The organism is Novosphingobium sp. BL-S-21 (genome assembly GCF_055521655.1).
In genome coordinates this window covers 519,267-543,408 of record NZ_CM145495.1, presented here as the reverse complement: position 1 = coordinate 543,408, position 24,142 = coordinate 519,267, and the positions used below count along the sequence as shown (strand labels likewise).

Genomic DNA, 24,142 nt, shown 5'->3' with positions numbered 1-24,142 from the left:
CCCCGGCGGGCAGGTCGACGCGGATCGTCGCCCTGCCCGGCCTGCGTCAGATCCAGGTGCGACCGTCCGCACCGCCGCAGCCATAGGGCGGCAATTGACTTTCGAAACGGGCCTTCAGCTTGTGGCAACCCCAGGTCCGCAGCGGGCCCGGCATATAGCCGTTGAGAGCGATGCCCACTTCGTCATAGGGGCTCTCGGCCTGGGCGACATACATGTACCAGCGTCCGCCGAACATGACCGTAAACGCGACCAGCACGACGACGATCACTTGAATTACCTTCTGAATTTCCATTCTCCTCAAGAGCTTAATGGGGGCAACACGGTCCGTTGGACCTAAATCAGGAAGCCTGCAAGGGGCTGGCCGCCAGAGGCCCGCGCGTATCGGCACGGGCTTCCGGCCCTGCGGCCGCGATCCGCGGCCATGCCGCGGCCAGATCCTCCGGCGTCGCGGCGGCGAGCGCGTTCAGGTCGCGGGGATAGGTCACGCCTGCCGCCTCACGGGCCTGCGTAGCGGTAAATTGACCGTTCGCGGCGCGCAGGACCCATCCGCTGGCGGTGCAATCGGGCGCCACGAGATAGAGCGCACCGGGCGCGACGGCGTCGGGCCGCAGTTCGTCCGGCTCGCCTTCGACGCCCCACATGCGGGTCTTGGCCACGGGCGAGATCACATTGGCGGTAATGCCGTAAGGCCGGCCTTCGTGGGCGAGCATATTGGCGATACCGATCGCCGCCATCTTGGCCGCGCCATAAGAGGCCAAGCCCGCCTGCGCATATTGCGGGTAGATCGCCCGATCGGACGTGGTGAGCAGGATGCGCCCGAACGCCGCTTCGCGCATGGCCGGCCAGGCCGCCTGCACCAGCCACAATGGCGCATCGACGCCGACCTGCATCATCCGCGCGTGGAAATCGGGCTCCAGTTCCTCGATCGGCTGATAGCCTACCCACCCCGCGTTGTGGATGAGGATATCCAGCCGGCCGTGGACGCCTATCGCTTCGGCCACCAGATCATGGCAGGCCGCGCGGCTCGCCGTGTCGCCCGGCGCCGCGAAGACCGTTGCGCCGGCTTCCCGCAGCGGCTGCGTCGCAGCTTCCGCCACTGACGGATCCCGGCCCGAACCATCCGCCAGCGTGCCGCTGTCCTGCAGGATGACGGTCGCTCCGCGCGCGGCCAGGCCTTTTGCATAAGCAAGGCCCAGCCCGCGTCCGGCGCCGGTCACCAAAGCTACTCGTCCGGAAAAATCGATCATGCCTGTCCTCGTTCGCGGCCGAAATGGCGGGCAGGCACGGCCCGGTCCAATATCGATGACAGGCCGCCGTGATAGGCGCAGGCTATCGAAGCAGCGCGGCCTCCAGTCGGGACGTCGCTGCCGGGACGCTGCCTTCGGGACGGCAGAGCAGAAGATCGAAGCGCGCAGTGTCCCCGGCAATCGGGAAATAGGCGATTTCGGCGGCGCGCACCTGCCGCATGCTGGCCGGCACGATCGCCACGCCCGCCTCCACCGCGACCAGCGAAAGCACGGCATGCATGCTGTGCGCCTCCTGCTCCACTTGCGGCGCGAAGCCCTGCTCGCCGCACAAGTTCACGACCTGGTCATGGAAGCCCGGCCCTTCGCTTCGCGGCCAGCATACGAAGGGCTCGTCGACGAGACGGGAGACATCGACGGCGTCGCCGCCTGCCAGCGGATGACCGACCGGCAGGGCGATCGCCAGCCTGTCCTCGTCGAAAGAGGCCGTGCGCAGCCCGGCAAGGTCGAACAGCGGCGGAACCACGATCCCCAGATCGAGCGTGCCCTCTCGCAGCGCGCGAACCTGGGCGACCGTGGTCATCTCATGCAGGTCCACCCGCAGATCGGGGCAGGCCCTGCGAAAGGCGCGCAGGGCGGCGGGCAAACGTCCGTACATGGCGCTGCCGACATAGCCGAGCCGCACTTTGCCGCGCTTGCCTTCCGCCGTGTCGCGCGTGAGCGCCAGCGCTTCTTCCGCCGCCCGCATCAGCCGCCTGGCCTGCTCCAGCATGACCAGCCCCGCAGGCGTCAGTCGCACGGTCTTGCGGCCGCGCTCGATGAGCGTGGCGCCGACTTCCTCCTCCAGCCGCCGGATCGCTGCCGTCAGCGGCGGCTGCGACATGCCGAGCCGGGTGGCCGCCCGCGTGAAATGCAGTTCCTCCGCAACGGCCACGAATTGCCGCAAGAGGCGCAGATCCATGCGGGGCGGTTCGTATCCTGCCATGTTCGCCCATCATCCTTTCACCGAACGATCGGGCGCGATAGTCGGCTTGGGGCGAATTGGCGACCTTGCAATCGAGTGGGACGGCCGGAATGCGGCAATCCCGCTTGCCGGGCGGGCGGCGCTGGTCCACTTTCGGCATGCGGCCGGACACCGCCTCCTGGGAGTTTTCATGGCGCTGCATCATCGGCTTCTCGGCAAGGCGGCGCGGATCGTCTGGAAAGTGACCAGGCCCCGGACCATCGGCGTCCGCGCCGTCCTGCTGGACCGGGACGACCGTGTCGCCTTGGTGCGGCACACTTATATGGACCAGTGGTACCTGCCGGGTGGCGGCGTGAAGAAGGGAGAGAGCGTGGAAGCGGCCCTGCTGCGCGAACTCGAAGAGGAAGTGGCGATCTCCCGCCCCGCGATCGAACGCATACTGGGCGTCTACCACAGCCGGGCCGAGGGCAAGGACGACCACATCGTCATCTACGTCGCCCGTACTCCGCACGGAAGCGCGGACGGCCTGAAGCGCAACGATACGGCCGAGATCGCCCAGGCAGGCTGGTTCGCGCTGGACGGCCTGCCGGCCACGACTTCCCCCGCAACCTTGCGCCGGATCGCGGAATATCGCCAAGGTGCGCTGGGCGGCGGCACCTGGTAGGCAGCTTGCGCTTGACGGCGATGGCCGCGGATGATGGAATCGCCGCCGTGAACGACAGCGCCCCGGATTCCGATTCCACACCCGACCCCAAGGCTAGCGCCGCAGCCGAAGCCCGTGCCAACGAGGCCGCCGCGATCCGGCGCCGCTGGATAACCCTGGGCGAAGTGCTGACGGTGATCGCCGTCACCATTTCCGGCCTGACTCTATGGAACAGCTGGAGCCAGCGCAGCGAAACCGAGGCGTCCAAAAGCGCCGATGCCCGCCGCGCGTCGACGCAGGCGGCGACGCTCGTGCTCGTATCTTCAGGCTCCGGCGGCGATCAGATCGCGCTCAGGCCCGCCTCTGCCGACCAGTCCGTCCAGAGCCAGCGCCTCGCCTTCCCCTCGCCGCTCGGCATCTCGCCTGCCGAAACCACGGGAGAGCCCCGGATCGAGGCTTCCTGGTTCGAGCGGGCACTGAAGAAAGCCCGCAACGAAGCCCGCCTGCCCGATGACAGCCGAGGCGACGAACGGCTGCCCGTGGCCATCACCACGCGCTTCCTGGTGGACGGCACCGCGCACGAGGACGTGGCGATCTACGATGTGGGGTACAGCATCTCCGGCCACTGGCTGGGCGGCCACAGCATTACCTTGCGCGGCGTGTCGCTGGTCTCGCGGGTGAGCGCGCGGGGCGCTCAGGCCGCGCTGGACGCACGCTGGGCCCGGTTGCTGCCCGCGAAAGAAACCGCGGGCAAATAACGCCGGACGGGCGACGCCCCCGCGCCTACCCCGGCCGTGACAGCCCGGATCCGGCGAGGTGTCAGCCCTTCAGGAACGGCTGGCCTTCGTGCGCCACGAGCAGGTCGTGCATGTCGGCCGCGTGATCTTCTTCGTCGGCCAGGATGTGCTCCAGCATGATGCGCGTCGTGGGATCCTTGTCGCCGAAATAGCGGATCAGCTCCTGATAGTGCTCGATCACCAGCCGTTCCGCGATCAGGTTCTGCTTGATCATCTCCACGAGATTTCCGCCGTCGCCATATTCCGTCGCCGAGCGCGACGCGAGGCCCTCTGGGTTCAGGTTCGGCTCGCCGCCCAACTGATCGATGCGGTTGGCCGCCATCAGCATGTGGTCGTGCTCGCTCTTGGCGTGTTCCTCGAACTCGGCCGCGACGCTCTTCGAGGTGATGCCGTCGGCCGCGATGGCGTGCATCTGGTAGCGCAGGACGCAGACGAGTTCCGTTGCCACCACCGTCTGCAGCAACTCGATCGTCTTTTCGACATCGCCCTGATAGCTGGGCATCACCGCCCCGTCGTCCAGCGACTTGCGGGCACGGGCCCGCAGGGTTTCCACGTCGGTCAGAAAGGCGCTGCGGTCCTGGGTCGTCTTCGTCATGGTCGTTTCCTCGCTAGGGGATTGTTGGCGTTGCAATGGTTGCGCAGGCGCGCTTGTTCCCCGCGAACGACTCTCAAGACGCATCGCCCGGAAAGCCCGCTTCGCTGCGGTTCCGACCGGCTTTCGCCCCAGCGCGCCCGGGCGGCACCACCCGCGCCCCTGATCCCGCGACGATGACGCCAGCCGGCGGAAAGAACTTCGCCATGACGATCATCGGGCCGCGATCGGCCATTTTTACAACAGGTGTGTTGGAAATATAAAATACCCCCGGTACACCCGCGATCATCCGCAACGAGAGGATCGCTCCGTGCCTGACGCCGCTTCGAGTTTTCAGCGCATCCCGCCCGATGAACTGGCATGGCTGGGCACCGGGCCGATCCCGGCGCGGGCCTATCACGATCCCGCCTACTTCGAGCTGGAACGCCAGGCGGTGTTCCTCAAGAGCTGGATCCATGTGGCGCATGTCTGCGAATTGCCGGAACCGGGCTGCTTCGTGCGCCGCGATCTGGAATTTGCGAGAGCTTCCCTCCTGATCGCGCGCGGCAGGGACGGCGTGCTGCGGGCTTTCCACAATGTCTGCACGCATCGCGGGACGCAGCTGGTGGAGGAGGCGTCGGGCCGCCAGTCGAAATTCACCTGCCCCTACCATATGTGGACTTACGGAACCGACGGCGCGCTGCTGTCCGCGCCGGACTTCGAGGCATTCCATCTCGACAAACCCGCCTGCGCGCTTCCCCAGGTCGCGCTTCAGGAATGCGGCGGCATGCTCTTCGTCAATTTCGATCCGGATGCGCCGCCCCTGCGCGCATGGCTCGGCGCCTATGCCGAACGGCTGGAGCAGATGCCGGCGGCGCGGGCCACGACCTTCAGCCAATACTCCTACGAGATCGACGCCAACTGGAAGCTGACGTACGACAACTTCCAGGAAAACTACCACTTGCGGTTCATCCACCCCCGCTCCGGCGGCGCCGGGATCGGCGGCGACAATCCCTTCGGATACCCGGCCAGCCTGGGCTTCGACGGTCCGCACCGCACCCAGCGTATCTGGTCCAACCCCGCGCCGGATCTCAAGCCCTTCCAGCGCGCCGCCGCGATGCGGGGCCTTCCCGCCGTGGCCGAACAGGGCTTGCTCGACCTGCCCTTCGGTCGCGACTACCTGGCGTTCTTCCCCAACCTCTTCGTCATCGGCACGCCCACGCAGCCCTTCTCGCACACGGTCTACCCGATCTCGGCCGAGCGCTCCCGCGGCGTCGTGCGGCTCTACTGGGTGGGCGAGGACGGGAACGCCAGCACCCGCTTCGCCCGCGAATATGCCCTGGCGCAATTGCGCGACATCCACTGCGAGGACATCGCGATGATCGAACGCGGGCAGAAGGGCCTGGCCAGCGGTGCGCTGGACCATATCCATTTCCAGAGCATGGAAGCGCTCTGCCGCCATCTCTTCAATGAAGTGGACTCCCGCGTCCAGGCCCACGCCAGTTCGCTGGGAGAGAGGCCATGAACCAGGCGTCAACCCTGCCCGACGGCTTCTCCGCGCTGGAGCCGTTCGTTGCGCAATGGGGCTTGTCCGGCACCGCGAGGCGGGCGGCGCAGCGCACGGCATCGAGCCCGGAGGCCCGCGAAGCCTTCTTCGAGGCGGCAAGCCCGCTGCTGGAGGCCGCGCTCACCTGGCTCGACGACCGGGACCTCGCCACGCTGCCCCCCGCCGGGCGGCGGTTGATGGACCTGATGCTGTCGCTCGGCCATGTCGCCCTGGCGGTGGAAATCCAGGGACCGGACGAAGTAAAAAGTGCCGTCTGGCGAGACCGGATGCGGATCGATCGCTCCACGGCGGATCAGGGGATTTCATCATGTTCGAACTGAGCGGCAAGACGATCTTCATCACCGGCGGCGGTGGCGGCATCGGCGGCGGAATGGCCCGGGCCTTCGCCGAACGCGGCGCCCGTATCGTGCTGGCCGACCTGAGCCCGGACTTCGCGCAGGAAGAAGCGGAAACGCTGCCACCGGGCTCCGAAGTCCTAATCGTGAAGCTGGACGTCCGCCATCCCGATAGCTGGCAAAGGGCCAAGGACGCCGTGGCAAAGCGCTTCGGGGAGGTCGACGTGCTCTGCAACAACGCCGGCATCTCCACGGGCTTCGGCCCGTTGCTGGACGTGACCCCGGATGCCTTCGAGAATGTCATGGCGATCAACGTCGCCGGGGTCTTCCATGGCATCAGGACCTTTGCGCCGGAAATGGTGGCCCGGCGCGCGGGGCATATCGTCAATACCTCGTCGATGAACGGTCTCACGCCATTCGGCAGTTTCGCGGCCTATTCGGCCAGCAAGTTCGCCGTACTGGGGCTGTCGGACGCGCTGCGTGAGGAACTGGCGCCGGCCGGCGTCGGGGTCTCCACCCTGTTCCCCGGCCTCACGCGCAGCCGGATGGCGCAGCACGATGCGGCCGCCAGCGCCGCCGACGATCCCGAACGCGCCGCGATGATCGAGGCCAACATGATGGATCCGCTCTGGCTTGGCCGGGCCGTGGTGAAAGCCGTACAGAACGACGAGGCCTATATCGTCACGCACCCCGCCTATCGCGACAGCCTGGCCGCGCGCCAGCAGCGCATCCTCGCGGCCTTCGGCGATCCCGCGCAGCCGGACTACCGCCACGGCGCCTCCGCGACCCGTACCCCGGCAGCGGCCAGCTCTGGGATCGGCAGTTCCTAGAACAGACCGTCGTCGAAATCGTCGTCATCGAGGGCGAGGTCGAACGGATCGGCGGCAGGGGCCGTATCCGCCACGCCGCCCGGCTGGAAGGCGCGGTGTATTTCGCGCTCACGGGCCATCGTATAGCGCGATCCGATCGCGCCCAGCAGCTGGCCGAGCGCTTCCGCACCGTCCTCTGGCATGTCGTCCGCCTCCCGGCCGAGCAGGGCAAGCCGCTCTGCAATAGCCGCGAGCGGACCGCCGACCTCGGCCTCGCAATCGATCCTGCCGGTGGTTTCCTCCAGGATGGCGGTCACGGAAACCGCACCCTCATCGAGTTCCGAGAGGCCGGAGCGCATGCGCTCTCCGCCATCGCGGATGCAATCCAGCGATTCCGCCAGTGCCGCCCCGGCGTCGACCGGCGCATCCTCCTCGGAGCCACGAATGACGCCGGCCGCGGCGGTCAGTCCGTCGAAGGACTGCGCGATGCCCAGGGCGATCGTCGCCAGCGTGGCCGCGAAGCCGCGGATCTCGGAAGCGATAACGGCAAGGCCCCGCCCTTCCTCGCCCATGCGGTAGCAGCGCAAGTCCGTGTTCCAGGCCATCTGCTGGACTTCGCCGGTGATGCGGTGGACGGTCGCCAATCGCTGCGCGAGGTTTTCCGCCGTCGTCGAGGCCAGGCTGCTCAGGCGGCTGGAACGGGCATCGGCCTCGCGCAAGCGCTCGGTGACAGTCGCCACTTCGGCCACGCTGCGTTCGAGCCGGTGAAGGAACACGCCCTCACCCCCACCTGCGCCCCGATCTGCGCCCCCATCTGCACCTTCGCCCGAACCGTCATCGGTCTCGCGCAGTTCGAGCAGGCTGGCCGCGCTCGGTCCGATCCCGCGCAGGCTGGTGGCGAGCAGGCGCGATTCCCGCTGGAACGTGTCCAGCGTATCGAGCGTCTGCGCCGAAAGCAGGGCCAGGGCATGATCCGCCACCGTTCCGGCGACCTCTGCGCAAAGTGCGCCCGGCGCGGCCATGAAGGCACTCACATCGTGGAGCCCGTCGGCCAGATGTTCCAGCCTCTGCCGCGTGCTGTCGCCTACCTGCAACGCGCCCAGGGCCGTGCCGACTTGCGCGCGGATATGGCGGGCCACTTCCGCGATCCGCAAGGCCCGTTCCGCCAGCTCCAGCTGATGCTGCTGGAGAGCGACGGCATCGTCGGACAGCTTGCGGGGGATATGCGGTATCACCAGCGCGCATTCGCCGGCCAGCTGGCGTTCGACCTCGAACATCGCCGGCACCGCTTCCGACAGCCAGCCGATCTCCTTCGAAAGACCCTCCATCTCGGTTTCGCCGAGGTCCAGCTTGACGAACATGGTATCGGCGAACCCGGAGAAGTCTCCCGCTCCGGCCGCCGCGACCTTGATGTTGAGGCCGCAGATGCGCAGGAAACTGAGGGTGCGATTGACCTGATCGATCTGGTTGGCCAGCGCCGCGCTGGCGCGCTCGATCGACACCAGCGCCTCCTTCCGCGCGGCCTGGATCGCGGGCAGGCGTGTCAGCCGGTCGGCCGTGCCGCGCATATTGCCCACGGCGGCATCGGCGGCATCGCGCTCGAAGGCATTGGTCACGCTTTCGAGCGCACCGATCAGGCCTTCGACGATCTCGTAGGCACGGGCAAGCGCCGTGCCCGCGGCCACGAAGCGCGCATCGAGGCCGCCCGCGATCCTGGCAATGGCCTCGGCCAGTTCGCCAAGCGAAGCACCGGAAACGACGGGGGCAACCGGGCCATCGGGCGAGAGAACGGCAGGGTTCACGCCCCTGTGGAGATCGGCCTCGGCCGGTTCGTCCAAAGCCGGTTCGGGGAAATAAGCACTATCGGTCATCGGCCAGCCATGTTCTTCCATCGTCATCATCGGTTGGTTGCCGCAAGCAGTTCGCGGGCGATGGCGCCAAGCGGCACCACCCGGTCCGCCGCGCCGCGCGCGATGGCTTCCTTGGGCATGCCGAACACGATCGAACTCGCCTCGTCCTGCGCGAATGTGCGGGCGCCGGCCTGCTTCATTTCCAGCAGGCCCCGCGCGCCGTCGTCGCCCATGCCGGTCATGATGACGCCCACCGCGTTCGATCCGGCCGAGCGCGCGGCGGAGCGGAACAGCACGTCCACCGAAGGGCGATGGCGGGAGACCAGTGGACCGTCCTTGACCGCGACGTGATAGCGCGCGCCCTGCCGCTCCAGCATCAGGTGCTTGCCGCCCGGCGCGATCAGCACATGGCCGCGCAGCACCGGATCGCCGTCCACGGCTTCCTTCACGTCCACTTCGCAAAGGCCGTTGAGACGCTTGGCGAAAGCGCGGGTAAAATTCTCGGGCATGTGCTGGACCACGACGACACCCGGCGCATTGGCGGGGAGCGCCTCCAGCACTTCGCGCAGCGCCTCGGTGCCGCCGGTAGAGGCGCCCAGGCAGACCACCATCTCGGTTGTGCGGCTCATCGCCCGGCCGCTCGGCGGCGGCAGCACGGCATCGGCGGTCAGCTTCTTCTGCGGCGCTTCGGGCTTCGCCTCACGAACGGCAGGCCGGCCGCGAACGCGAGCGCGGGAGGCGCCCTTCACCACGTCGCGGATCTGGAGGTTGTGCTCGGCAAGATGGTCCGCCACGCCGATGCGCGGCTTCAGGATAACATCCACGGCGCCCGCTTCCATCGCCTGGAGCAGCGTTTCGGAACCTTCTTCGGTCAGCGAGGAGCACATGACAACGGGCACCGGACACTGCGACATCAGCTTGCGCAGGAAAGTGATGCCGTCCATGCGCGGCATTTCCACGTCCAGCGTGATGACGTCGGGCACTTCCTCCTGGATGCGCCGCGCGGCGCTGAAGGGATCGGGGGCGGAGCCGATCACCTCGATCTCCGGATCTTCCTGGAGGATCGCGGTCATCGTCTGACGCACGCTGGCGGAATCGTCGATGACGAGAACGCGGATCTTCTTGCCCATGACCATTGCCTCAGCCCTTCCGGAACACGGTATTGGCCACCTGCGTCAGCGGCAGGTCGTGCCCGGTGATCGATTCCGAATGGCCGAGGAACAGATGGCCGCCCGGCTTCAGGCAATCGACCAGCCGCGAGACGACCTGCTTCTGCGTCGGCTTGTCGAAATAGATCAGCACGTTGCGGCAGAACACCAGATGCATGGGCTCACCCACCGGGTAGCAATCGTCCATCAGGTTTAGCCGGGCGAAGCCGATCGCGCTGCGCAGTGCGGGCACCATGCGCACGTCGTTCCGCGCCGGATCGCGCGGGAACATCACATATTTGCGCTGGAGAGTTTCCGGCACCGGATCGACGAGTTCCGCCGGATAGATGCCGGCCCGCGCGGTTTCGAGCACGTCGGTATCGAGATCGGTGGCCAGGATGCCGTAGTCCGGCCCGCCCTGGGTCTCGGCATGATCGTCCAGTACCATGGCCAGGGTATAGGGTTCCGGCCCGGTCGAGCAGGCCGCACTCCAGGCGCGAATCGAACGCACACCGCGCGCGGTCATTTCCGGCAGGATGACCTTGCTCAGGTAGTCGAAATGGCCGGGCTCGCGGAAGAAGTCGGTCTTGTTGGTGGTGACCGCATTGATCAGCGAGAGCCCTTCCTGCGCCAGGTTTTCACCGGCAAAGATGTAGTCGCAGTAGTCGTCCAGCGTGCGCGACCCGCTTGCCCGCTGGCGGCGGCGCAGGCGGCCTTCGAGCATGGTCTTCTTGCTCTCGGGCATCTTGATGCCGGAATATTCGTAGATGTAGGCCGCCAGCCGCGCGAAATTGCGCTTGCTCATCGGGTCGCTGCCATGGTGCCCTGCGGCGAGGGCACTGGACGAAGTGCGATTGGCCAAGGCTGTCGTTTGCGCGGTTGCGGTCATCTGCGCGGCTCCGGAATTCGAATTGAGGGTCAGGCAGCGAAGGACGTCAGGCAGCGAACGACAGGCGCGACGCTTCCTCGGCCGAGAAGATGCGCGGCATGTCCACCAGCACGGTGAAGCCCTCTTCGCGCTTCACCACGCCGCCGATATATTCGGACGGCCAGCGCACGCCGACATCGGGCGCGCCGCCCATCTGGTCCGCCCGGAAGCTGGTGACCTCGATCACCCGGTCCACCACCAGCCCCAGCACCAGCACGCGGTCCTCCAGCGGAATGTCCACCACCAGGATGCGCGTCGCCGGGGTCGGTTCCGTCTGCGGCAGGCCCAGCCGCAGGCGGAAGTCGATCGTGGTCACGCCTTCGCCGCGCATGTCGGTGAGGCCGAGCAGATAGTCCGGCCCGCCCGGAATGCGGAAGGTTTCGCGGTAGTCCAGGATCTCGCGGACCAGTGTCACCGGCACCGCGAAGATCTCCGCTCCCAGGCCGAAGGTAACGGCCTGGATCTCCTGGACGTCGCTCATGCCGCGTGCATCCCGAAGGCGTCGTCGCGGTCGTCCGGCCCGCCCATCGCGAGGTCGAGCGCGAAGCCGTTGGTGCGGGCCTGGCCATTGGCGGCCGCAGGGCGCTTCGCGGGCGCCTTCACCGCCGTCTTGATCGATGCGGAGATCGAGCTTGGCTTGCGGACCGGGGCGGCGGCACGGGGCGCCTTGCCGGCATCGTCGACGCGGAAGTAGGCGATGGAGGCCTGGAGTTCCTCGGCCTGGGCCGCCAGTTCTTCCGACGTTGCGGAAATCTCTTCCGAGGCCCCGGCGTTCTGCTGGGTGACCTGGTCGAGCTGCTGGATCGCCTGGTTGATCTGGCCCGCGCCAATGTCCTGTTCGCGGCAGGCAGCGCTGATTTCCGAGATCAGTTCGGCCGTGCGGCGAATATCGGGCACCAGCTTCGAAAGCATCTCGCCCGCCTCGGTGGCGGCATCGACGGTATTGGACGAAACCGCGCCGATTTCGGCGGCCGCGCCCTGGCTGCGTTCGGCCAGCTTGCGCACTTCCGAAGCGACGACGGCGAAGCCGCGGCCATGTTCGCCCGCGCGCGCTGCCTCGACGGCTGCATTGAGCGCGAGCAGGTCGGTCTGGCGGGCGATTTCCTGCACGATGCCGATCTTCTCGGCGATGGTGCGCATGGCGCCTACCGCACGGTCGACGGCAATGCCGCTGGCTTCGGCGTCCTGGGCCGACTGGCGCGCGATCTTCTCGGTCTGGGCGGCGTTCTCGGCGTTCTGCTTGATGTTGGCCGACATCTCTTCCATCGAGGCCGAGGCCTGCTCTGCCGCAGCGGCCTGCTCGGTCGCGCCCTGCGAGACCTGTTCGGAAGTCGAGGAGAGTTCCTGGCTGCCGCTGGCGACATTGTTGGCCGCCACGGTGGCATCGCCCACCACGCCGCGCAGGCGCTCGATCATGCGGACGAGGGCATGGCCCAGCTTGTCCTGTTCCGACAGGGGCTTGTGGCTGACGGTCAGGTCGCCGTCAGCGATCTTGTCGGCCAGGGCGGCGCTGACGCGCAAGTTCGCGGTCATCTTGTTGACGGTGTCGACAAGGTCCTTGATCTCGTCGTTCGAAGTCACTTCCACGTCGTTGTCGAGGTCGCCGATGGCCACCGCATTGATCGCAGTGCCGACCCGGCCAAGACCGCGCGAGACGATCAGCGAGATCCACACCGCGCCCACGAGCGCGCCGATGAAGGCGACGGCGGCGACGGTCAGCAGCGTGGCGCGTGCCGAGGCATAGAGCGCGTCGGTTTCCTTATCGACCTTCCCCATGTCTTCACGCGCGCGGGCGACGAGGTCCTCGGTCAGCTTGGTGACGCGGTCCAGGGAATCGCGGGCGCTGCCCAGCGCCAGCACGGCGGCTTCGTCGTTCTGACCGGCCCGGGCCATCGCCCTGATGCGGGCGTCCAGCGGCTTGAAGGTCTCGTACGAGCTGCGCATTTCGCGCCAGGCCTGCTTGGTTTCGGCCTGGGCATTCGCCTCGCCTTCTTCCAGCAGCCGATCGAATTCGGTCATCGAGCGGCTGGCCTTGTCGTCGAATTCCTTCACCAGCTCCGGATCGTTCGTCATCGTCATGTTGCGCTCGTTGCGCGCCAGCGTGCCGAACACGACCTGGACCTGCTGCGCGCGGTCGAGGCGGGCGGCCGGGCCGCTGATGAGGTCGGTGATGGCAGTGTTGAGCGTGCCGAGGCGCGTCAGGCTGACGCCGACGACGACTGCAAGCAGGATCAGGATGATGGCGAAGGTCACGCCCAGTTTCATCTTTATGGTAGCGCGCATGGCAATGGGAATCCTGGAAGGCGGATTGGGGGGAAAGTCGGTAATCTGAAGTGGGTTGGTCGGCGGGGCCGTCAGGCCGCGTGGGTGCTGAACGCCTCGTCCTCGCTGTCGGGACCGCCGGTGGAGAGATCGAGCGCAAAGCCGCGGGCGCGGGCCTGCTGGTCGGCCACCGAAAGCGCGCGCGGCGGCCGGGCCGGTGCCCTGCGCGGCACGGCCGCCGCCTGGACCGCCTGACGGACCGCCACCGGCGCGGCCTTGCGGCGATTGACGTGATCGGAGACGCGGAAGTAAGCGATCGAAGCCTGAAGCTCCTCGGCCTGCGCGGCCAGTTCCTCGGAAGTCGTGGAGATCTGCTCGGAAGCGCCGGCGTTCTGCTGGGTCACCTGGTCGAGCTGCTGGATCGCCTCGTTGATCTGGGAGGCGCCGATATCCTGTTCGCGGCAGGCGACGCTGATTTCAGAGACCAGTTCGGCCGTGCGGCGAATGTCGGGCACCAGCTTGGAAAGCATCTCGCCCGCCTCGGCCGCTGCCTGCACGGTCTCGGTGGAAACCGCGCCGATCTCGGCTGCCGCGTGCTGGCTGCGTTCGGCCAGCTTGCGCACTTCGGATGCGACCACGGCAAAGCCCCGGCCATGCTCACCGGCACGCGCCGCTTCCACGGCCGCGTTGAGCGCCAGAAGGTCGGTCTGACGGGCGATTTCCTGAACGATGCCGATCTTCTCGGCAATCGTGCGCATGGCGCCGACCGCACGGTTCACGGCAACGCCGCTGCTTTCCGCATCCTTGGAGGACTGACGCGCGATCTTCTCGGTCTGCGCGGCATTGTCGGCGTTCTGCTTGATGTTGGCGGCCATCTCTTCCATCGAGGCCGAAGCCTGCTCGGCAGCGGCGGCCTGTTCGGTGGCGCCTTGCGAGACCTGCTCGGAATTGGCCGAAAGCTCCTGGCTTCCCGCCGACACGTTCTCGGCAGCCACAGTGGCATCCCCGACCACGCCGCGCAGGCGCTCGATCATGGTGTTCACATGGCCCAGCAGGTCGCCGATCTCGTCGTTGGACCTGACTTCCGCGGTGCGGGTAAGGTCACCGTCGGCCACCTGGCGCATCGCATCGCCGGCCGCCTTCAGTCCGCGCGAGATCACCAGTCCCAGATAGGCCGCGGCGATCACGGTGATCAGCACGGCTGCAAGCCCCATGCCGATCATCAGCGAACGGGCCGCGCCATAGGTCACTTCGGTGTCGTCGTCGGCCTTCGCCATCGTCCGCTGCTCGACCTGGACCAGGCCTTCGACGGTCTTGGTCACGGCCTGGACCCGATCGCGCGATTCGCCCATGGTCAGCGCAGCGGCGGCAGCCTTGTCGCGGCTGCTGAGGTCGCTCACCTGCTGGTTCACCGGCTTGAACGCGGTCCACTGCTCGCGAAGCTGCGCCCAGGCGCTGCGCGTCTCGCCCGAGGCGGCGGTATTGCCCTGTTCCACTTCCTGGTCGACCCGGTCTCGCGTGGCGGCGATGCGCGTTTCCAGTTCGCGGCGCTCCACCGCATCCTCGGTGAGGACCAGGTTCTTCTCGGCGCGCACCATCATACTCACGCCGCTGTCGATGGCGCGGGCGCGGTCGAGCTGCCGCGCGGGGCCTGTCACCAGGTTGCCGACAGCGTCGTTAAGCGTGGTGAGGCGGGAAACGCCGACCACGATAGTCGCCGTCATGATGATCAGCAGGAGCCCGAAGGTCCCCCAAAGCTTCAGCTTGATGGTTGCGCGCATGGTGGCTCCGCGGTTTGTCGGCGCGGCCGATCGGCTCGGTTGATCGGCTGGGCTCAATGGACGGTGGACGGCTGGCTGGCGGCATCGGTGCCGCCGACCAGCGAGTGGAAAATCGCGGCCAGATCGGGCAGGACGACCACGCCGTCCTGCCGGCGAACCAGCTCGCGAACGAAATCGCGGCGCCAGCGCATGCCGACGGCGGGCGGTTCCTCGCTGGCGGCGCGCTGCAGCGTCGCCACTTCGTGAACCTTGTCGGTGCGAAAGCCGATCTGGAACGTTTCGCCCCCGGCATCCGTCTCGACTTGCGTCTCGATCACGACGATGCGGCTGTCGACGGTCGCTTCGGCGGCCGGCATGGCGAAGGCCAGCCGAAGGTCGGCGATCGGGATGATCTTGCCGCGAAAGTTGACGACACTGCCCAGCAGCGGCGCCGCGCCGGGGACGCGGGTTTCCGGCAGAAGGTCCAGGATTTCGCGGACCAGCGTGGCTTCCAGCGCGAAAGTCTCAGCGCCCAGATTGAAGGTCAACACTTCGAGATTGCCCTCGGCATCCCACTGCGTGGCGGTTGGTTGTGCGCTCATGAGTGCTTATCCGGCGGCGCGAAGCCGCTCCTCCTGGTTCTGGCCGAGCATGACGAGCTGCGCGACGTCGAGGATCAGCGCGACACCGCCGTCGCCCAGGATCGTGGCGCCCGCGAACGTCGCCACGTCGCGGTGCAGCGGCGACATGGATTTGATGACCGTCTGGTGGCTGCCGATGATCTGATCCACCACCAGCCCGACACGCTCGGTGCCGGTGGCGATGACGACGATCTTCTGGTGCGGATCGGGCCGCGTGCCGGTGTCGAAGATCTCGCGCAGGCGCAGGAACGGCACCAGCCGGTCGCGCAAGGTAATGAAGCTGCGACCGCGCGAGCGCAGGTCTTCCTCAAGACTGAGTTCGAGGCATTCCTCCACCGCGCCCAGCGGGATCACGTAGCGGCCCTCGCCCACGCGGACGAGCAGCCCGTCGATGATCGCCAGCGTCAGCGGAATGCGCAGCACCACGGTGGAACCCTCGCCGGGCGCCGAGGTGATGTCGATGGCGCCGCGCAGGCTCTCGATCGTGCGCTTCACCACGTCCATGCCGACGCCGCGCCCCGAAAGGTTCGTCACTTGCGCCGCCGTGGAGAAGCCCGGGTGGAAGATCATCTGCAACAGATCGTGATCGGACACCTGCTGGCCGGGCTGGATCAGCCCTTGCGTTTCCGCCTTGGCGCGCACGCGGGCGCGGTCGATACCGCGTCCATCGTCGCGGATGGTGATGAGCACTTCGCCGCCCGCCTGATGGGCGGAAAGGCGAACCTGTCCGGCCGCAGGCTTGCCGGCGGCAAGGCGATCCTCGGGGGTTTCCAGCCCGTGATCGCAGGCGTTGCGGATCAGGTGGACCATCGGATCGGCCAGACGCTCGATCATGGTCTTGTCGACTTCGGTGGTCTCGCCTTCGGTCGAAAGCTCGATGGTCTTGCCGGTTTCGCGCGCAAGATCGTGCACCAGGCGGCGGAAGCGGCTGAACAGGCTGGCAACGGGCACCATGCGCAGCACCATCATGGTATCGCGCAATTCACCGGCAAGCCGTTCGATTTCCTCGGAAATCGAGCGAAGCGCCAGTTCGTTGCCGACGGCCGAACCCTGCCCGCTGGCAAGCTGCGACAAGCGGCTCTGCACGATCACGAGTTCGCCCACGCGGTCCATCAGCTCGTCCAGCCGCTCGGCCGGAACCCGCACGCTTTCGCCAGCGGGCTTGGTGCTCGGGTTGGCGCTCGGGTTGCCGGCGGCACGGTTGGCGGGACCGTCCTGCGCGGTGGCAGGCGCCTCCACGACAGGCATTTCCTCGGCGATTTCGGGCGCAGCCTCGGCGCCCTCGTCACCAAGCGGCTCGACGGTCAGTTCCATGTCGTCCATCACGAAGATGAAGACGTCGTCGATATCGTCACGCGAGATGTCGCCGCGCAGTTCGACGTCCCAGCCGATGTGGCATTCGGTCGGAACCAGTTCGGCAAGTGGCGGCACCGTATCGGTGCGCGCGACGATCTTGCATTCACCCAGTTCGCGCAGCTCGTCGAGCAGCATCAACGGGTTGGTGCCATTCGCCATGGCGTCGGCGGGGAGCCGGAAGAACAGGCGCCAGCCGCCGCACGCGACCTGCTTCGGTTGCGCCGTCGGCGCGGCAGAAGCAGCAGGAACGGATGTCTCGCCCCCGGCCCCGTCGATCGCCGCCTGAAGCTGCTGCAGGATTGCCGCACCAGCGTTTTCCAGCCCGGTGCCGTCGCCCTCGATCAGCGCGCGCATGTGATCGCGCGCGGAGAGGATCACCGCCACCAGTTCCTGCGTCGCCGGGGCCAGCCCCTTGCGCACGCGGTCGAACGCGGTTTCGCAGTGGTGGGTGAAATCGGCCAGCGCGTCGAAGCCGAACATCGCGCCGGATCCCTTGAGCGTATGCAGCCCCCGGAACACTTCATCGATCAGCGCGCGGTCGTCCAGCCGGTGACCCAGGTCGAGCAAGCCGTGCTCGATCTGGTCCAGCAGTTCGCCCGCCTCGACGCGGAACGCCGCGACCGGGTCCTGCGTGCTCACCGGCCCAGCACCTTGCGCGAAACCTTGATCAGCTGTTCGGGCACGAAGGGCTTCACCAGCCACCCGGTGGCGCCGGCCGCCTTGGCCTGCTGCTTCATGGCATCGTCGCTTTCGGTGGTGAGGAAGATGATCGGCACGCCGGCCTGTTCGGGCGCCTTGCGCAGTTCGCGGATCATCGTTAGCCCGTCCATGTTGGGCATGTTGAGATCGGTGATGATCAGGTCGAACCGCTTTGCGCCCGCTGCGGCAAGGCCTTCCACGCCATCGCCGGCTTCGGTGACATCATAGCCCGCGCCGGTCAGCGCGATGCGGATCGCCATGCGCAAGCTGGGGGAATCGTCGACAGTGAGGATAGAGGCAGTCATTGCGGCAGTTCTCCGTGGAACCAGAATTCGATGTCCGGGGGGGTGAGGTCCGTCAGGAAGCCCGCGCGCTGGAGCAGAGCGACTACGGCGCCGCTGGCGGGCTGCGTCAGCCGCAGATCGCGGCCCGCACGCGCCCGTTGTCCGCGGGCAGAGTAAATAATCTCGATGAAAGCAAGATCAACTTCGGCCAGTGAAGACAGATCAAGATCGACGTCCTGATCTTCTTCAAGCTTCGCGCGGAGAACTGCCACGAATTGGTGAGCGGATCGAACCGTCACCGAATCCGGAACTACCATGGCGTGGCGCATCACTTCCTCTGGGATTTCGCCAAATGCGTGAACCGCTTCGGCGCGAACGGGGGGATGCTTTGTTTTTAGAGGAAATCCGGCACAAATGGACTTTCCCAGCCGATTTTTTTCGCCTGAAGCCACAACGAAGCCTGGCCGTAATGCTTCCCGAACACATCCCTTCGTGCGTGGCCGACGGCGATACCGGCCGACATGAAAAAAGGGGCCGACGCACCCCAGCGCGCCGGCCCCCTATCTTGCGGATCGCCCTCTATCAGGAGACGGCGCTTCGCGTTTCCATGCTTACCAGCGGATCGAAACACCCGCGCGGCCGGCGATGCCGCTGGTGCCGGAACCGGTCACACCTTCCACCTTGGCGAAGGCGGAAAGCCCCTGCGAGGCGCCCTGAATGCCGGCCTCCCAACGTGCACGTCCGCCTTCCGAAGCATCGCGGAAGTAGAGATCCTGACCGCCCGAAGACAGCGTGGCGCCCGGTCGGCCATTCATCTCGCCTTCCCAGTTCACGCCCAGATAGGGCTGGAGCGCCCAGTCGCCCGAGTGGGTTTCCACGCCTGCACGCATGCCTGCCCGGCCGTAGAAGCTCTGGACATGGTCGAACTTCGCGCCGACGCCGCCCGCTGCGGCAAAGCCGTCGAGGTCTGCGTCAGACCACGAAGCGCTGGCGGAAGGCTCGAAGAACACGCTGCCGGTGCGGATGTGATATCCGGCCTCGATTTCGACGCCGTAGCTGGTGCCGTTCGAATTGGGTGCGCTGGCGCCGTTGCCGAGGTCGTACTTGAGCGAATAACGGTCGAGCTTGGCCAGGGCGTGGGCGAAGAGCCCGTCAGCACTGCGGTAGCGGGCGTAGAGGCCAAGGTTGCCGCCGTCGAGCTTGATGCGGTCGCCAGTCGACTTGACCTTGCCTTCCTGCGAGACGGAACCGCCGGTCACGCCGACGGACCAATCGCCACCACGGCCCCAGTCGAGGCCGAACTGACCACCCCACCAGCTGTCGCGCACGTCGAGATTGGGCGCGAAGCTCGTGGCCGTGCCCAGCACCGTTTCCGAATAGATCGGACGCGAGCGGTTGGTTTCGCTGCCGCCCAGGATCTGGCCCCAGAGCGCCATGCCATCATGCGGCGCGGTGGCGCGCATCTGGTCCGACCAGGCATCACCCGAACGACGCCAGTAGTGGCGCACTTCGGCGCCGGTACGGACGAGTTCGAAGGCCTGCGTGCTGGGCACGCCGACGAGATCGAGGTTGCCGTCCGCATCGGTCAGAAGCTGGTAGTCGACGAAGCCCTTGTTGACCGCGCCGCCTTCGAGGACGAAGGCCCCGGTAGCGACCGAAGCCGCGTTCACCAGGCGAATGCCCTCGAAATTGAACTGCGCGCCGGTGGCGCCGCTCAGGTCCTTGATGGCAATCGTCGTGGTGCCCGAAACCGCGCCGACATTGAGCTGATCCGCCGACTGAGCCGCATTGGCGCCCACTGCACTGGCGCCGAGGTTGGCTTCCAGCACGACACGCGAATTGCCGCTGCCCACGAAGGCCGCGTTGCCCAGATCGAGCACGTCACCGGTGTGACCGTTGACGAGGCTGATCGTGCCCGAATTGCGCAAGGTGGTGAGACCGGTGATCTTCATCGTGGCAGCCGCGGCGGCCGCCGGATTGATGTTGATCGTGCCGCCGTTGACCAGCGTGGCGTTGCCGGCAAACGCAGTGTCCCCGCCGAAGGCGTTCCAGGTGCCGCTGTTGGTCAGCGTGGTCGAGACGGTTTCGAAGGTCATGTAGCCGTTGATCGTGCCCGAGTTGGTCAGCGTGGCGACGCCGCCCGAAAGGGCAACGGCGTGGTTGCTGCCAGCCCCCACCGTGCCCGCGAGCAGGACATCCTGGCCGCCATCGGCGTCCGAGGACAGGCCGAAAGTCGCACCATGAAGCGTGCCGCCACTGGCCAGCGTTACCTTGGCGCTGCCGCCGGTAACGATGGCAAGGCCCGCGCCGGTTGCAGAGTCGATCTTGCCGCCCGCCAGAGCCGCCGAGATGTCGCCGCTGGAGGAGGTCAGTTCGATGGCATTCCCGGAAGCCGTCACCGTCCTGGCCGCCAGACCGATTACGCCGCTGCCGGTCGTCGCGGCGATACCGCGCGAACCGTTCCCGCTGGCGATGACGCTCTGCACCGTCAGTGTTTGGGCGCCCGTGCCGGTCTGGACTGAAATGCCATCCGAACCCGCGCCCGTGGTCGTCACGGCCGCGCTGTCGAGGACGATCGATCCGCTGCCGCTGGCTGTTGCCGCGATACCTGCGGCATTGACGCCGGTGGTCGAGATGGTGCCGAGGTTGGTCAGCGTGCCCGTGCCTTCGACGACGGTGAGCGTGACGCCATTGGCATTGGCACCCTGCGTGGAGACGCCGTTCGTCACGGTGGCAGCAAGGGCGACCCGGGCCTGGGCCGGAGCGGCGCTCTTGCCCAGGGTCAACGAGACATTGCCCGACTGCCCAGCCTGCACGGTGACGCCCGCCGCATCGGCGCCGGTCGTGACTACCGAAGCGAGGCTGGCAGCGATGTCGCCGCTGGAACCGGCGCCGGTCTGGGCGAGGTTCACGCCGGTTACGCCGTCGCCCGACGTCTGGACATCGGCCAGCGAAACCGAGATCGCGCCGTCGGTGCCGGTACCTTCGACCGAGACGCCGAAACCGCCCGTGCCCGAAGCGACGATCGAACCGGCATCCGCCAGGGTGATCGCGCCGTTACCCGAGAGGCCGACGCCGAGGACGCTGCCGCTACCCGCGATGGCGGCGACATTGCCGAGCGCCACATCCTGCGCGCCGGTGAAGCCGGTGGACTGTACGCCGGTGGCAGCGGTGGCCGCCGAGACGGTCACGTCGCCGAGCGCGTCGATCCCCAGGCCCGCGCCGCTGGCGGCGGAAATGCCGGTGGCATCGGCCGCGCCGCTGGAGACAGAGAGGGGCGCCGGCAGGTCGAGGCTGGCGATGCCGGTGCCATTGGCGAGTACCACGCCCGTGGCGGTGCCCGCGCCGGAGACGGTCAGGCCGCCGCTCAGCACCGCGTCCTGGTCGGCGCCGCCGTCGATCGAGAGACCGAGGGCATCGCCACTGGCGCTCGCAACCGTGACGAGACCGGTTGCAACCAGATCGATTGCGCCGGTGCTGCCCGTAAGGTCGAAGCCGGTGGCCGAGCCATCGGCCGAAACCGTGACCGGGCCGCTCGACGCGACGGATTGCGCGCCGCTGCCGAACAGCGCCAGGCCGGTGGCGCTGCCGCCGGTCGAAGCCGCGTCGTTGGTTACGCTCAGCGCGCCGCCCAGCACAATCTGCGCGTCACCCGTGAGGTTGGCCGAAAGACCCGTGGCATTGCTGCCCGCGGCCGAAACGGTCATGCCCTGGGCCAGCGAGACCGAGGCACTGGCGCCGTCGAGAACGATGCCGCTGGCGGAACCCGCGGCCGCGGTCACATCGAAGGCACCCGCCACGGTGAGGCTTGCGCTATCGCCGGCGCCGGACTGGACGACGCCCAGGACATCGCCGGTGGCCGAGGTCAGCGAGAAGTTGCCGGCCAGATCGATGGACTGGGTCGTGCCCGCGAACTGGAAGAGGCCCTGCTGAAGGTTGGTCCCGGTGAAATCACCCCCAACGGACAGCGATACCGGTCCGCTGGCATTGACCTGGAGCGCGCCGACGCCTGCAGTCGCCCCGGACAGTGTGACATCGCCATCGAAGCGCGCCACTTGCGCGGTGCCGCCCAGCATATATCCGCCGATGGCCAGGCCGCTTTCGGAAGTCACCACGAAGTCCTGTGCCGAGACCAGCGACAGCGCGCCGCTGCCCGCCACGAAAGCGCCGCCGGCACCGAGCTTGCCCTGGACGTTCAGCCCCTTTGCAAGCTCGACGCTGACGTCACCGTCGCCCCGCGCCTGCAGACCGACAGCAGTATCATCGGTGCTTGTGACCTGAACAGTGTCGGCGGCGTCGATCGAGATGGTCCCGAGGATATCCTGAATATCGATACCCCGCGTCGCACCCGCGCCCGAAACGGTCAGTGCGCCGTCCATCGCAAGCGCCAGGCTGGCACCGTCACTGACGCGGATGCCGTCTGTTTCGCCCGTGCCGCCAGCGACAGTCAGAGCGCCATTGCTGGTCACGGCCAGCGCGCCGCTACCGCCGCTGAGGCGGATGCCGGTTGCATCGGTTCCGCCGGTCACCGTCGCGCCCGAAGCGAGCGAAACGGTCTGGTCGGTGCCGCCGTACAGGCTGGCGCCCGTGGCCGCACCCGCACCGGTAACCTGAAGGGCGCCGGTGAGCGTCACGCTCTGGCTGGTACCATCGCTGACGGTCACGCCGAAGGCGTCGCCGGTGCCGCCATCGATGATGAGCGCACCGTTGCTGGTCACGGCCAGCAGGCCGCTGCCGCCTTCGAGACCGATGCCGGTCGCGCCTGCCGAACCCGTGACGGTCGCGCCATGATCCAGCGTGACGATCTGGTCGGTGCCGTCAGCCAGAGTGATGCCGGTGGCCGATCCTGCCGTATTGGTGACGCGGAAGGTGTCGCCGATCTGCACGTTCTGCGCAGCAGTCGCGCCCGAAGTGGCAATGCCGATGGCCTCGCCGCCCGCTGCGGAGACCGCGAACGTCGCGCCGCTGCCGTTGCCGGGAATCACCGAGATGTCGACCGAACTGCCGCCGGCCACGTCAATCCCGGTCGCGCCGGCACCCGTGCTGGTAGCCAAGAGGCGCGCGCCGGTGAAGTCGACCGAAACGGCATCCGTCGCGCCGCTCAGGGCTACGCCCAGGGCCTGGCCTCCCGCATTGACGTTCACGTCGCCCGCATCGGCCGTGCCGCCCACGGTGGCGGGGGTGAAAGCGACGCTCTGGGTCGTGCCGCCCGCGACCGAGACTCCGGTGGCAGAGTTGGATCCGGTGACCTCCACGGTCTGGCCGGTGCCGACAACGCTGACCGCGCCGGTCGCCCCGGTGACCTGGAAGCCCGTGGCATCGACGCCGGAGACCGTGAAAGCGCTCGCGGCGCTGGTGCGCGTGGCCGCCAGGGCGACATCGCTGCGATCCGCAGCCGACATGCCGACAGCCAAGCCGTTCTGCGACGTGACGGAAAGCGCGCCGGTATTGGTCACCACCGTCGTGCCGGCCGTCCCATTGCCCACCGCGCCAAGACCGGTTGCCTTGCCAGACCCGGACGTCACGGCGAGGCTGCCGTTGTTGGCGAGGACGAGGTTCCCTGCGCTAGCGGGTGTGCCGATGCCCAGTGCATCGCCGTCCGTGTTCGTGACGGTGACGCTGTTGGCGTTGGTCAGCGTGATCGTACCGCCGCCAAGCCCCATGCCGCCGATACCGTAAGCAGTCGAGCCGGCCGCGCCTATCGCGTCCACCCTGACGGTACCCTGGTTGACCGCGCTGCCGGTCTGCCCGGTAACGGCGAGACCGGCGGCACCGATACTGGCCGAGGGCTGCGTGACGGTGATCTTGCCGTCGCTGGCGTTGACAATCGATGCCGTGCCGGTGCCGAAAGCGAGTGCCTGGGCGCCGACGAAGCCTGCCGCCACCGTGCCGTGGTTTTCGATGCCGGCACTGCCGGCGCCGGTGGTCTGCGTTTGAAGACCAACCTGCGTCGCGGTGATCTTCGCGCCGTTGCGCGCGCCGATCAGCGCGTCATGGTCGGTGGAGCCGTTGACGTTGACTCCCGTCGTACCGGTGGTCGCGTTGACGACCACGGTTCCGTAGAGATCGACCTTGAGATTGGCCGGGGTACCGTAAGTCGACTGGTCGTATTTGATGCCGTCCTGGAACTGGGTCGAATCCGAAATACACGAAGCGACGTTCGGGTTGGCCGAGGTGTTCGGCACGCCGCACTCGCCGTAGGGAGCCGCGAGGGACACGCCGGGGGCGATCATTACGAGTGTCAGCGCCGAGGCGCCGGCCATGAGCTTGGTCTTCAAGGCAAT

The 24,142-nt window shown here is 67.4% G+C and carries 21 protein-coding genes; 5 read left to right on the top strand and 16 right to left on the bottom strand.

Features of this window, described 5'->3' with window-relative positions; genetic code table 11:
* Positions 1-46: 46 nt before the first annotated feature.
* The 3 genes from ACZ1J6_RS02035 to ACZ1J6_RS02025 form a co-directional block, all read right to left on the bottom strand.
* Positions 47-292: a hypothetical protein gene (locus ACZ1J6_RS02035; protein WP_243841008.1), complete on the bottom strand. Its 246-nt coding sequence runs from the start codon at positions 290-292 to the stop codon at positions 47-49.
* 46 nt (positions 293-338) lie between these two features.
* Positions 339-1,247, bottom strand: a complete 909-nt coding sequence (locus tag ACZ1J6_RS02030; RefSeq protein WP_134094266.1) for an SDR family NAD(P)-dependent oxidoreductase — start codon at positions 1,245-1,247, stop codon at positions 339-341.
* A gap of 82 nt (positions 1,248-1,329) precedes the next feature.
* Positions 1,330-2,229 (bottom strand): LysR substrate-binding domain-containing protein, encoded by a 900-nt coding sequence (locus tag ACZ1J6_RS02025; protein ID WP_208324846.1) that lies wholly within the window; start codon positions 2,227-2,229, stop codon positions 1,330-1,332.
* Positions 2,230-2,398: 169 nt separating this feature from the next.
* Between ACZ1J6_RS02025 and ACZ1J6_RS02020 the strand changes: the two genes are divergently transcribed.
* On the top strand, positions 2,399-2,872 hold the full coding sequence (locus ACZ1J6_RS02020) for an NUDIX domain-containing protein (protein ID WP_134094265.1): 474 nt from the start codon (positions 2,399-2,401) through the stop codon (positions 2,870-2,872).
* A 20-nt stretch (positions 2,873-2,892) separates the two neighbouring features.
* Positions 2,893-3,609: a hypothetical protein gene (locus tag ACZ1J6_RS02015; RefSeq protein WP_465127383.1), complete on the top strand. Its 717-nt coding sequence runs from the start codon at positions 2,893-2,895 to the stop codon at positions 3,607-3,609.
* A gap of 61 nt (positions 3,610-3,670) precedes the next feature.
* Here ACZ1J6_RS02015 and ACZ1J6_RS02010 read toward each other — a convergent pair whose 3' ends face one another.
* Positions 3,671-4,243, bottom strand: coding sequence for a ferritin-like domain-containing protein (locus ACZ1J6_RS02010; protein WP_134094264.1), 573 nt, complete (start codon positions 4,241-4,243; stop codon positions 3,671-3,673).
* 73 nt (positions 4,244-4,316) lie between these two features.
* On the bottom strand, positions 4,317-4,535 hold the full coding sequence (locus ACZ1J6_RS02005; protein ID WP_134094263.1) for a hypothetical protein: 219 nt from the start codon (positions 4,533-4,535) through the stop codon (positions 4,317-4,319).
* 15 nt (positions 4,536-4,550) lie between these two features.
* On the opposite strand from ACZ1J6_RS02005, the gene ACZ1J6_RS02000 reads away from it, so the two are divergent.
* The 3 genes from ACZ1J6_RS02000 to ACZ1J6_RS01990 are packed head-to-tail and all read left to right on the top strand — an operon-like array spanning position 4,551 to position 6,951.
* The gene (locus ACZ1J6_RS02000; protein WP_134094262.1) at positions 4,551-5,744 is read left to right on the top strand and encodes an aromatic ring-hydroxylating oxygenase subunit alpha; all 1,194 of its coding nucleotides are present in this window, start codon (positions 4,551-4,553) and stop codon (positions 5,742-5,744) included.
* The gene (locus tag ACZ1J6_RS01995; RefSeq protein ID WP_134094261.1) at positions 5,741-6,106 is read left to right on the top strand and encodes a hypothetical protein; all 366 of its coding nucleotides are present in this window, start codon (positions 5,741-5,743) and stop codon (positions 6,104-6,106) included. The genes ACZ1J6_RS02000 and ACZ1J6_RS01995 overlap by 4 nt, the downstream gene beginning before the upstream one ends.
* Positions 6,094-6,951, top strand: coding sequence for an SDR family NAD(P)-dependent oxidoreductase (locus tag ACZ1J6_RS01990; RefSeq protein WP_134094260.1), 858 nt, complete (start codon positions 6,094-6,096; stop codon positions 6,949-6,951). Before ACZ1J6_RS01995 ends, ACZ1J6_RS01990 begins: the two co-directional genes overlap by 13 nt.
* Here the strand turns inward: ACZ1J6_RS01990 and ACZ1J6_RS01985 are convergent.
* From ACZ1J6_RS01985 to ACZ1J6_RS01935, 11 genes are all read right to left on the bottom strand, one after another.
* Entirely contained in the window at positions 6,948-8,828 is a 1,881-nt protein-coding gene (locus ACZ1J6_RS01985) for a hypothetical protein (RefSeq protein WP_134094259.1), read from the bottom strand. The two genes, ACZ1J6_RS01990 and ACZ1J6_RS01985, sit on opposite strands and share 4 nt — an antisense overlap.
* Positions 8,828-9,910: a protein-glutamate methylesterase/protein-glutamine glutaminase gene (locus ACZ1J6_RS01980; protein ID WP_208324845.1), complete on the bottom strand. Its 1,083-nt coding sequence runs from the start codon at positions 9,908-9,910 to the stop codon at positions 8,828-8,830. Before ACZ1J6_RS01980 ends, ACZ1J6_RS01985 begins: the two co-directional genes overlap by 1 nt.
* Positions 9,911-9,920: 10 nt before the next feature.
* Positions 9,921-10,733 (bottom strand): CheR family methyltransferase, encoded by an 813-nt coding sequence (locus ACZ1J6_RS01975; RefSeq protein WP_134094542.1) that lies wholly within the window; start codon positions 10,731-10,733, stop codon positions 9,921-9,923.
* A gap of 130 nt (positions 10,734-10,863) precedes the next feature.
* Positions 10,864-11,337: a chemotaxis protein CheW gene (locus ACZ1J6_RS01970; protein ID WP_132267019.1), complete on the bottom strand. Its 474-nt coding sequence runs from the start codon at positions 11,335-11,337 to the stop codon at positions 10,864-10,866.
* Entirely contained in the window at positions 11,334-13,139 is a 1,806-nt protein-coding gene (locus ACZ1J6_RS01965; RefSeq protein WP_134094257.1) for a methyl-accepting chemotaxis protein, read from the bottom strand. The genes ACZ1J6_RS01970 and ACZ1J6_RS01965 overlap by 4 nt, the downstream gene beginning before the upstream one ends.
* A 71-nt stretch (positions 13,140-13,210) precedes the next feature.
* On the bottom strand, positions 13,211-14,899 hold the full coding sequence (locus ACZ1J6_RS01960; RefSeq protein ID WP_134094256.1) for a methyl-accepting chemotaxis protein: 1,689 nt from the start codon (positions 14,897-14,899) through the stop codon (positions 13,211-13,213).
* 53 nt (positions 14,900-14,952) lie between these two features.
* A complete protein-coding gene (locus ACZ1J6_RS01955; RefSeq protein WP_465127382.1) occupies positions 14,953-15,480 on the bottom strand; it encodes a chemotaxis protein CheW in 528 nt (175 codons plus the stop codon).
* Positions 15,481-15,486: 6 nt separating this feature from the next.
* Positions 15,487-17,514, bottom strand: coding sequence for a chemotaxis protein CheA (locus ACZ1J6_RS01950; RefSeq protein WP_134094255.1), 2,028 nt, complete (start codon positions 17,512-17,514; stop codon positions 15,487-15,489).
* Complete coding sequence (locus ACZ1J6_RS01945; RefSeq protein ID WP_086492540.1) at positions 17,511-17,879, bottom strand: response regulator; 369 nt, start codon at positions 17,877-17,879, stop codon at positions 17,511-17,513. Before ACZ1J6_RS01945 ends, ACZ1J6_RS01950 begins: the two co-directional genes overlap by 4 nt.
* On the bottom strand, positions 17,876-18,310 hold the full coding sequence (locus tag ACZ1J6_RS01940) for an STAS domain-containing protein (protein WP_243841006.1): 435 nt from the start codon (positions 18,308-18,310) through the stop codon (positions 17,876-17,878). The genes ACZ1J6_RS01945 and ACZ1J6_RS01940 overlap by 4 nt, the downstream gene beginning before the upstream one ends.
* A 159-nt stretch (positions 18,311-18,469) precedes the next feature.
* Positions 18,470-24,136: an autotransporter outer membrane beta-barrel domain-containing protein gene (locus ACZ1J6_RS01935; RefSeq protein WP_134094254.1), complete on the bottom strand. Its 5,667-nt coding sequence runs from the start codon at positions 24,134-24,136 to the stop codon at positions 18,470-18,472.
* Positions 24,137-24,142 lie beyond the last annotated feature (6 nt).

What these genes read in the sequence shown, in the direction of transcription:
- ACZ1J6_RS02035 (WP_243841008.1), bottom strand. Translation starts at nt 292, where the DNA reads ATGGAAATTCAGAAGGTAATTCAAGTGATCGTCGTCGTGCTGGTCGCG.
- ACZ1J6_RS02030 (WP_134094266.1), bottom strand. Translation starts at nt 1,247, where the DNA reads ATGATCGATTTTTCCGGACGAGTAGCTTTGGTGACCGGCGCCGGACGC.
- ACZ1J6_RS02025 (WP_208324846.1), bottom strand. Translation starts at nt 2,229, where the DNA reads ATGGCAGGATACGAACCGCCCCGCATGGATCTGCGCCTCTTGCGGCAA.
- ACZ1J6_RS02020 (WP_134094265.1), top strand. Translation starts at nt 2,399, where the DNA reads ATGGCGCTGCATCATCGGCTTCTCGGCAAGGCGGCGCGGATCGTCTGG.
- ACZ1J6_RS02015 (WP_465127383.1), top strand. Translation starts at nt 2,893, where the DNA reads ATGGCCGCGGATGATGGAATCGCCGCCGTGAACGACAGCGCCCCGGAT.
- ACZ1J6_RS02010 (WP_134094264.1), bottom strand. Translation starts at nt 4,243, where the DNA reads ATGACGAAGACGACCCAGGACCGCAGCGCCTTTCTGACCGACGTGGAA.
- ACZ1J6_RS01995 (WP_134094261.1), top strand. Translation starts at nt 5,741, where the DNA reads ATGAACCAGGCGTCAACCCTGCCCGACGGCTTCTCCGCGCTGGAGCCG.
- ACZ1J6_RS01990 (WP_134094260.1), top strand. Translation starts at nt 6,094, where the DNA reads ATGTTCGAACTGAGCGGCAAGACGATCTTCATCACCGGCGGCGGTGGC.
- ACZ1J6_RS01985 (WP_134094259.1), bottom strand. Translation starts at nt 8,828, where the DNA reads ATGACGATGGAAGAACATGGCTGGCCGATGACCGATAGTGCTTATTTC.
- ACZ1J6_RS01980 (WP_208324845.1), bottom strand. Translation starts at nt 9,910, where the DNA reads ATGGGCAAGAAGATCCGCGTTCTCGTCATCGACGATTCCGCCAGCGTG.
- ACZ1J6_RS01975 (WP_134094542.1), bottom strand. Translation starts at nt 10,733, where the DNA reads ATGAGCAAGCGCAATTTCGCGCGGCTGGCGGCCTACATCTACGAATAT.
- ACZ1J6_RS01970 (WP_132267019.1), bottom strand. Translation starts at nt 11,337, where the DNA reads ATGAGCGACGTCCAGGAGATCCAGGCCGTTACCTTCGGCCTGGGAGCG.
- ACZ1J6_RS01965 (WP_134094257.1), bottom strand. Translation starts at nt 13,139, where the DNA reads ATGCGCGCTACCATAAAGATGAAACTGGGCGTGACCTTCGCCATCATC.
- ACZ1J6_RS01960 (WP_134094256.1), bottom strand. Translation starts at nt 14,899, where the DNA reads ATGCGCGCAACCATCAAGCTGAAGCTTTGGGGGACCTTCGGGCTCCTG.
- ACZ1J6_RS01955 (WP_465127382.1), bottom strand. Translation starts at nt 15,480, where the DNA reads ATGAGCGCACAACCAACCGCCACGCAGTGGGATGCCGAGGGCAATCTC.
- ACZ1J6_RS01945 (WP_086492540.1), bottom strand. Translation starts at nt 17,879, where the DNA reads ATGACTGCCTCTATCCTCACTGTCGACGATTCCCCCAGCTTGCGCATG.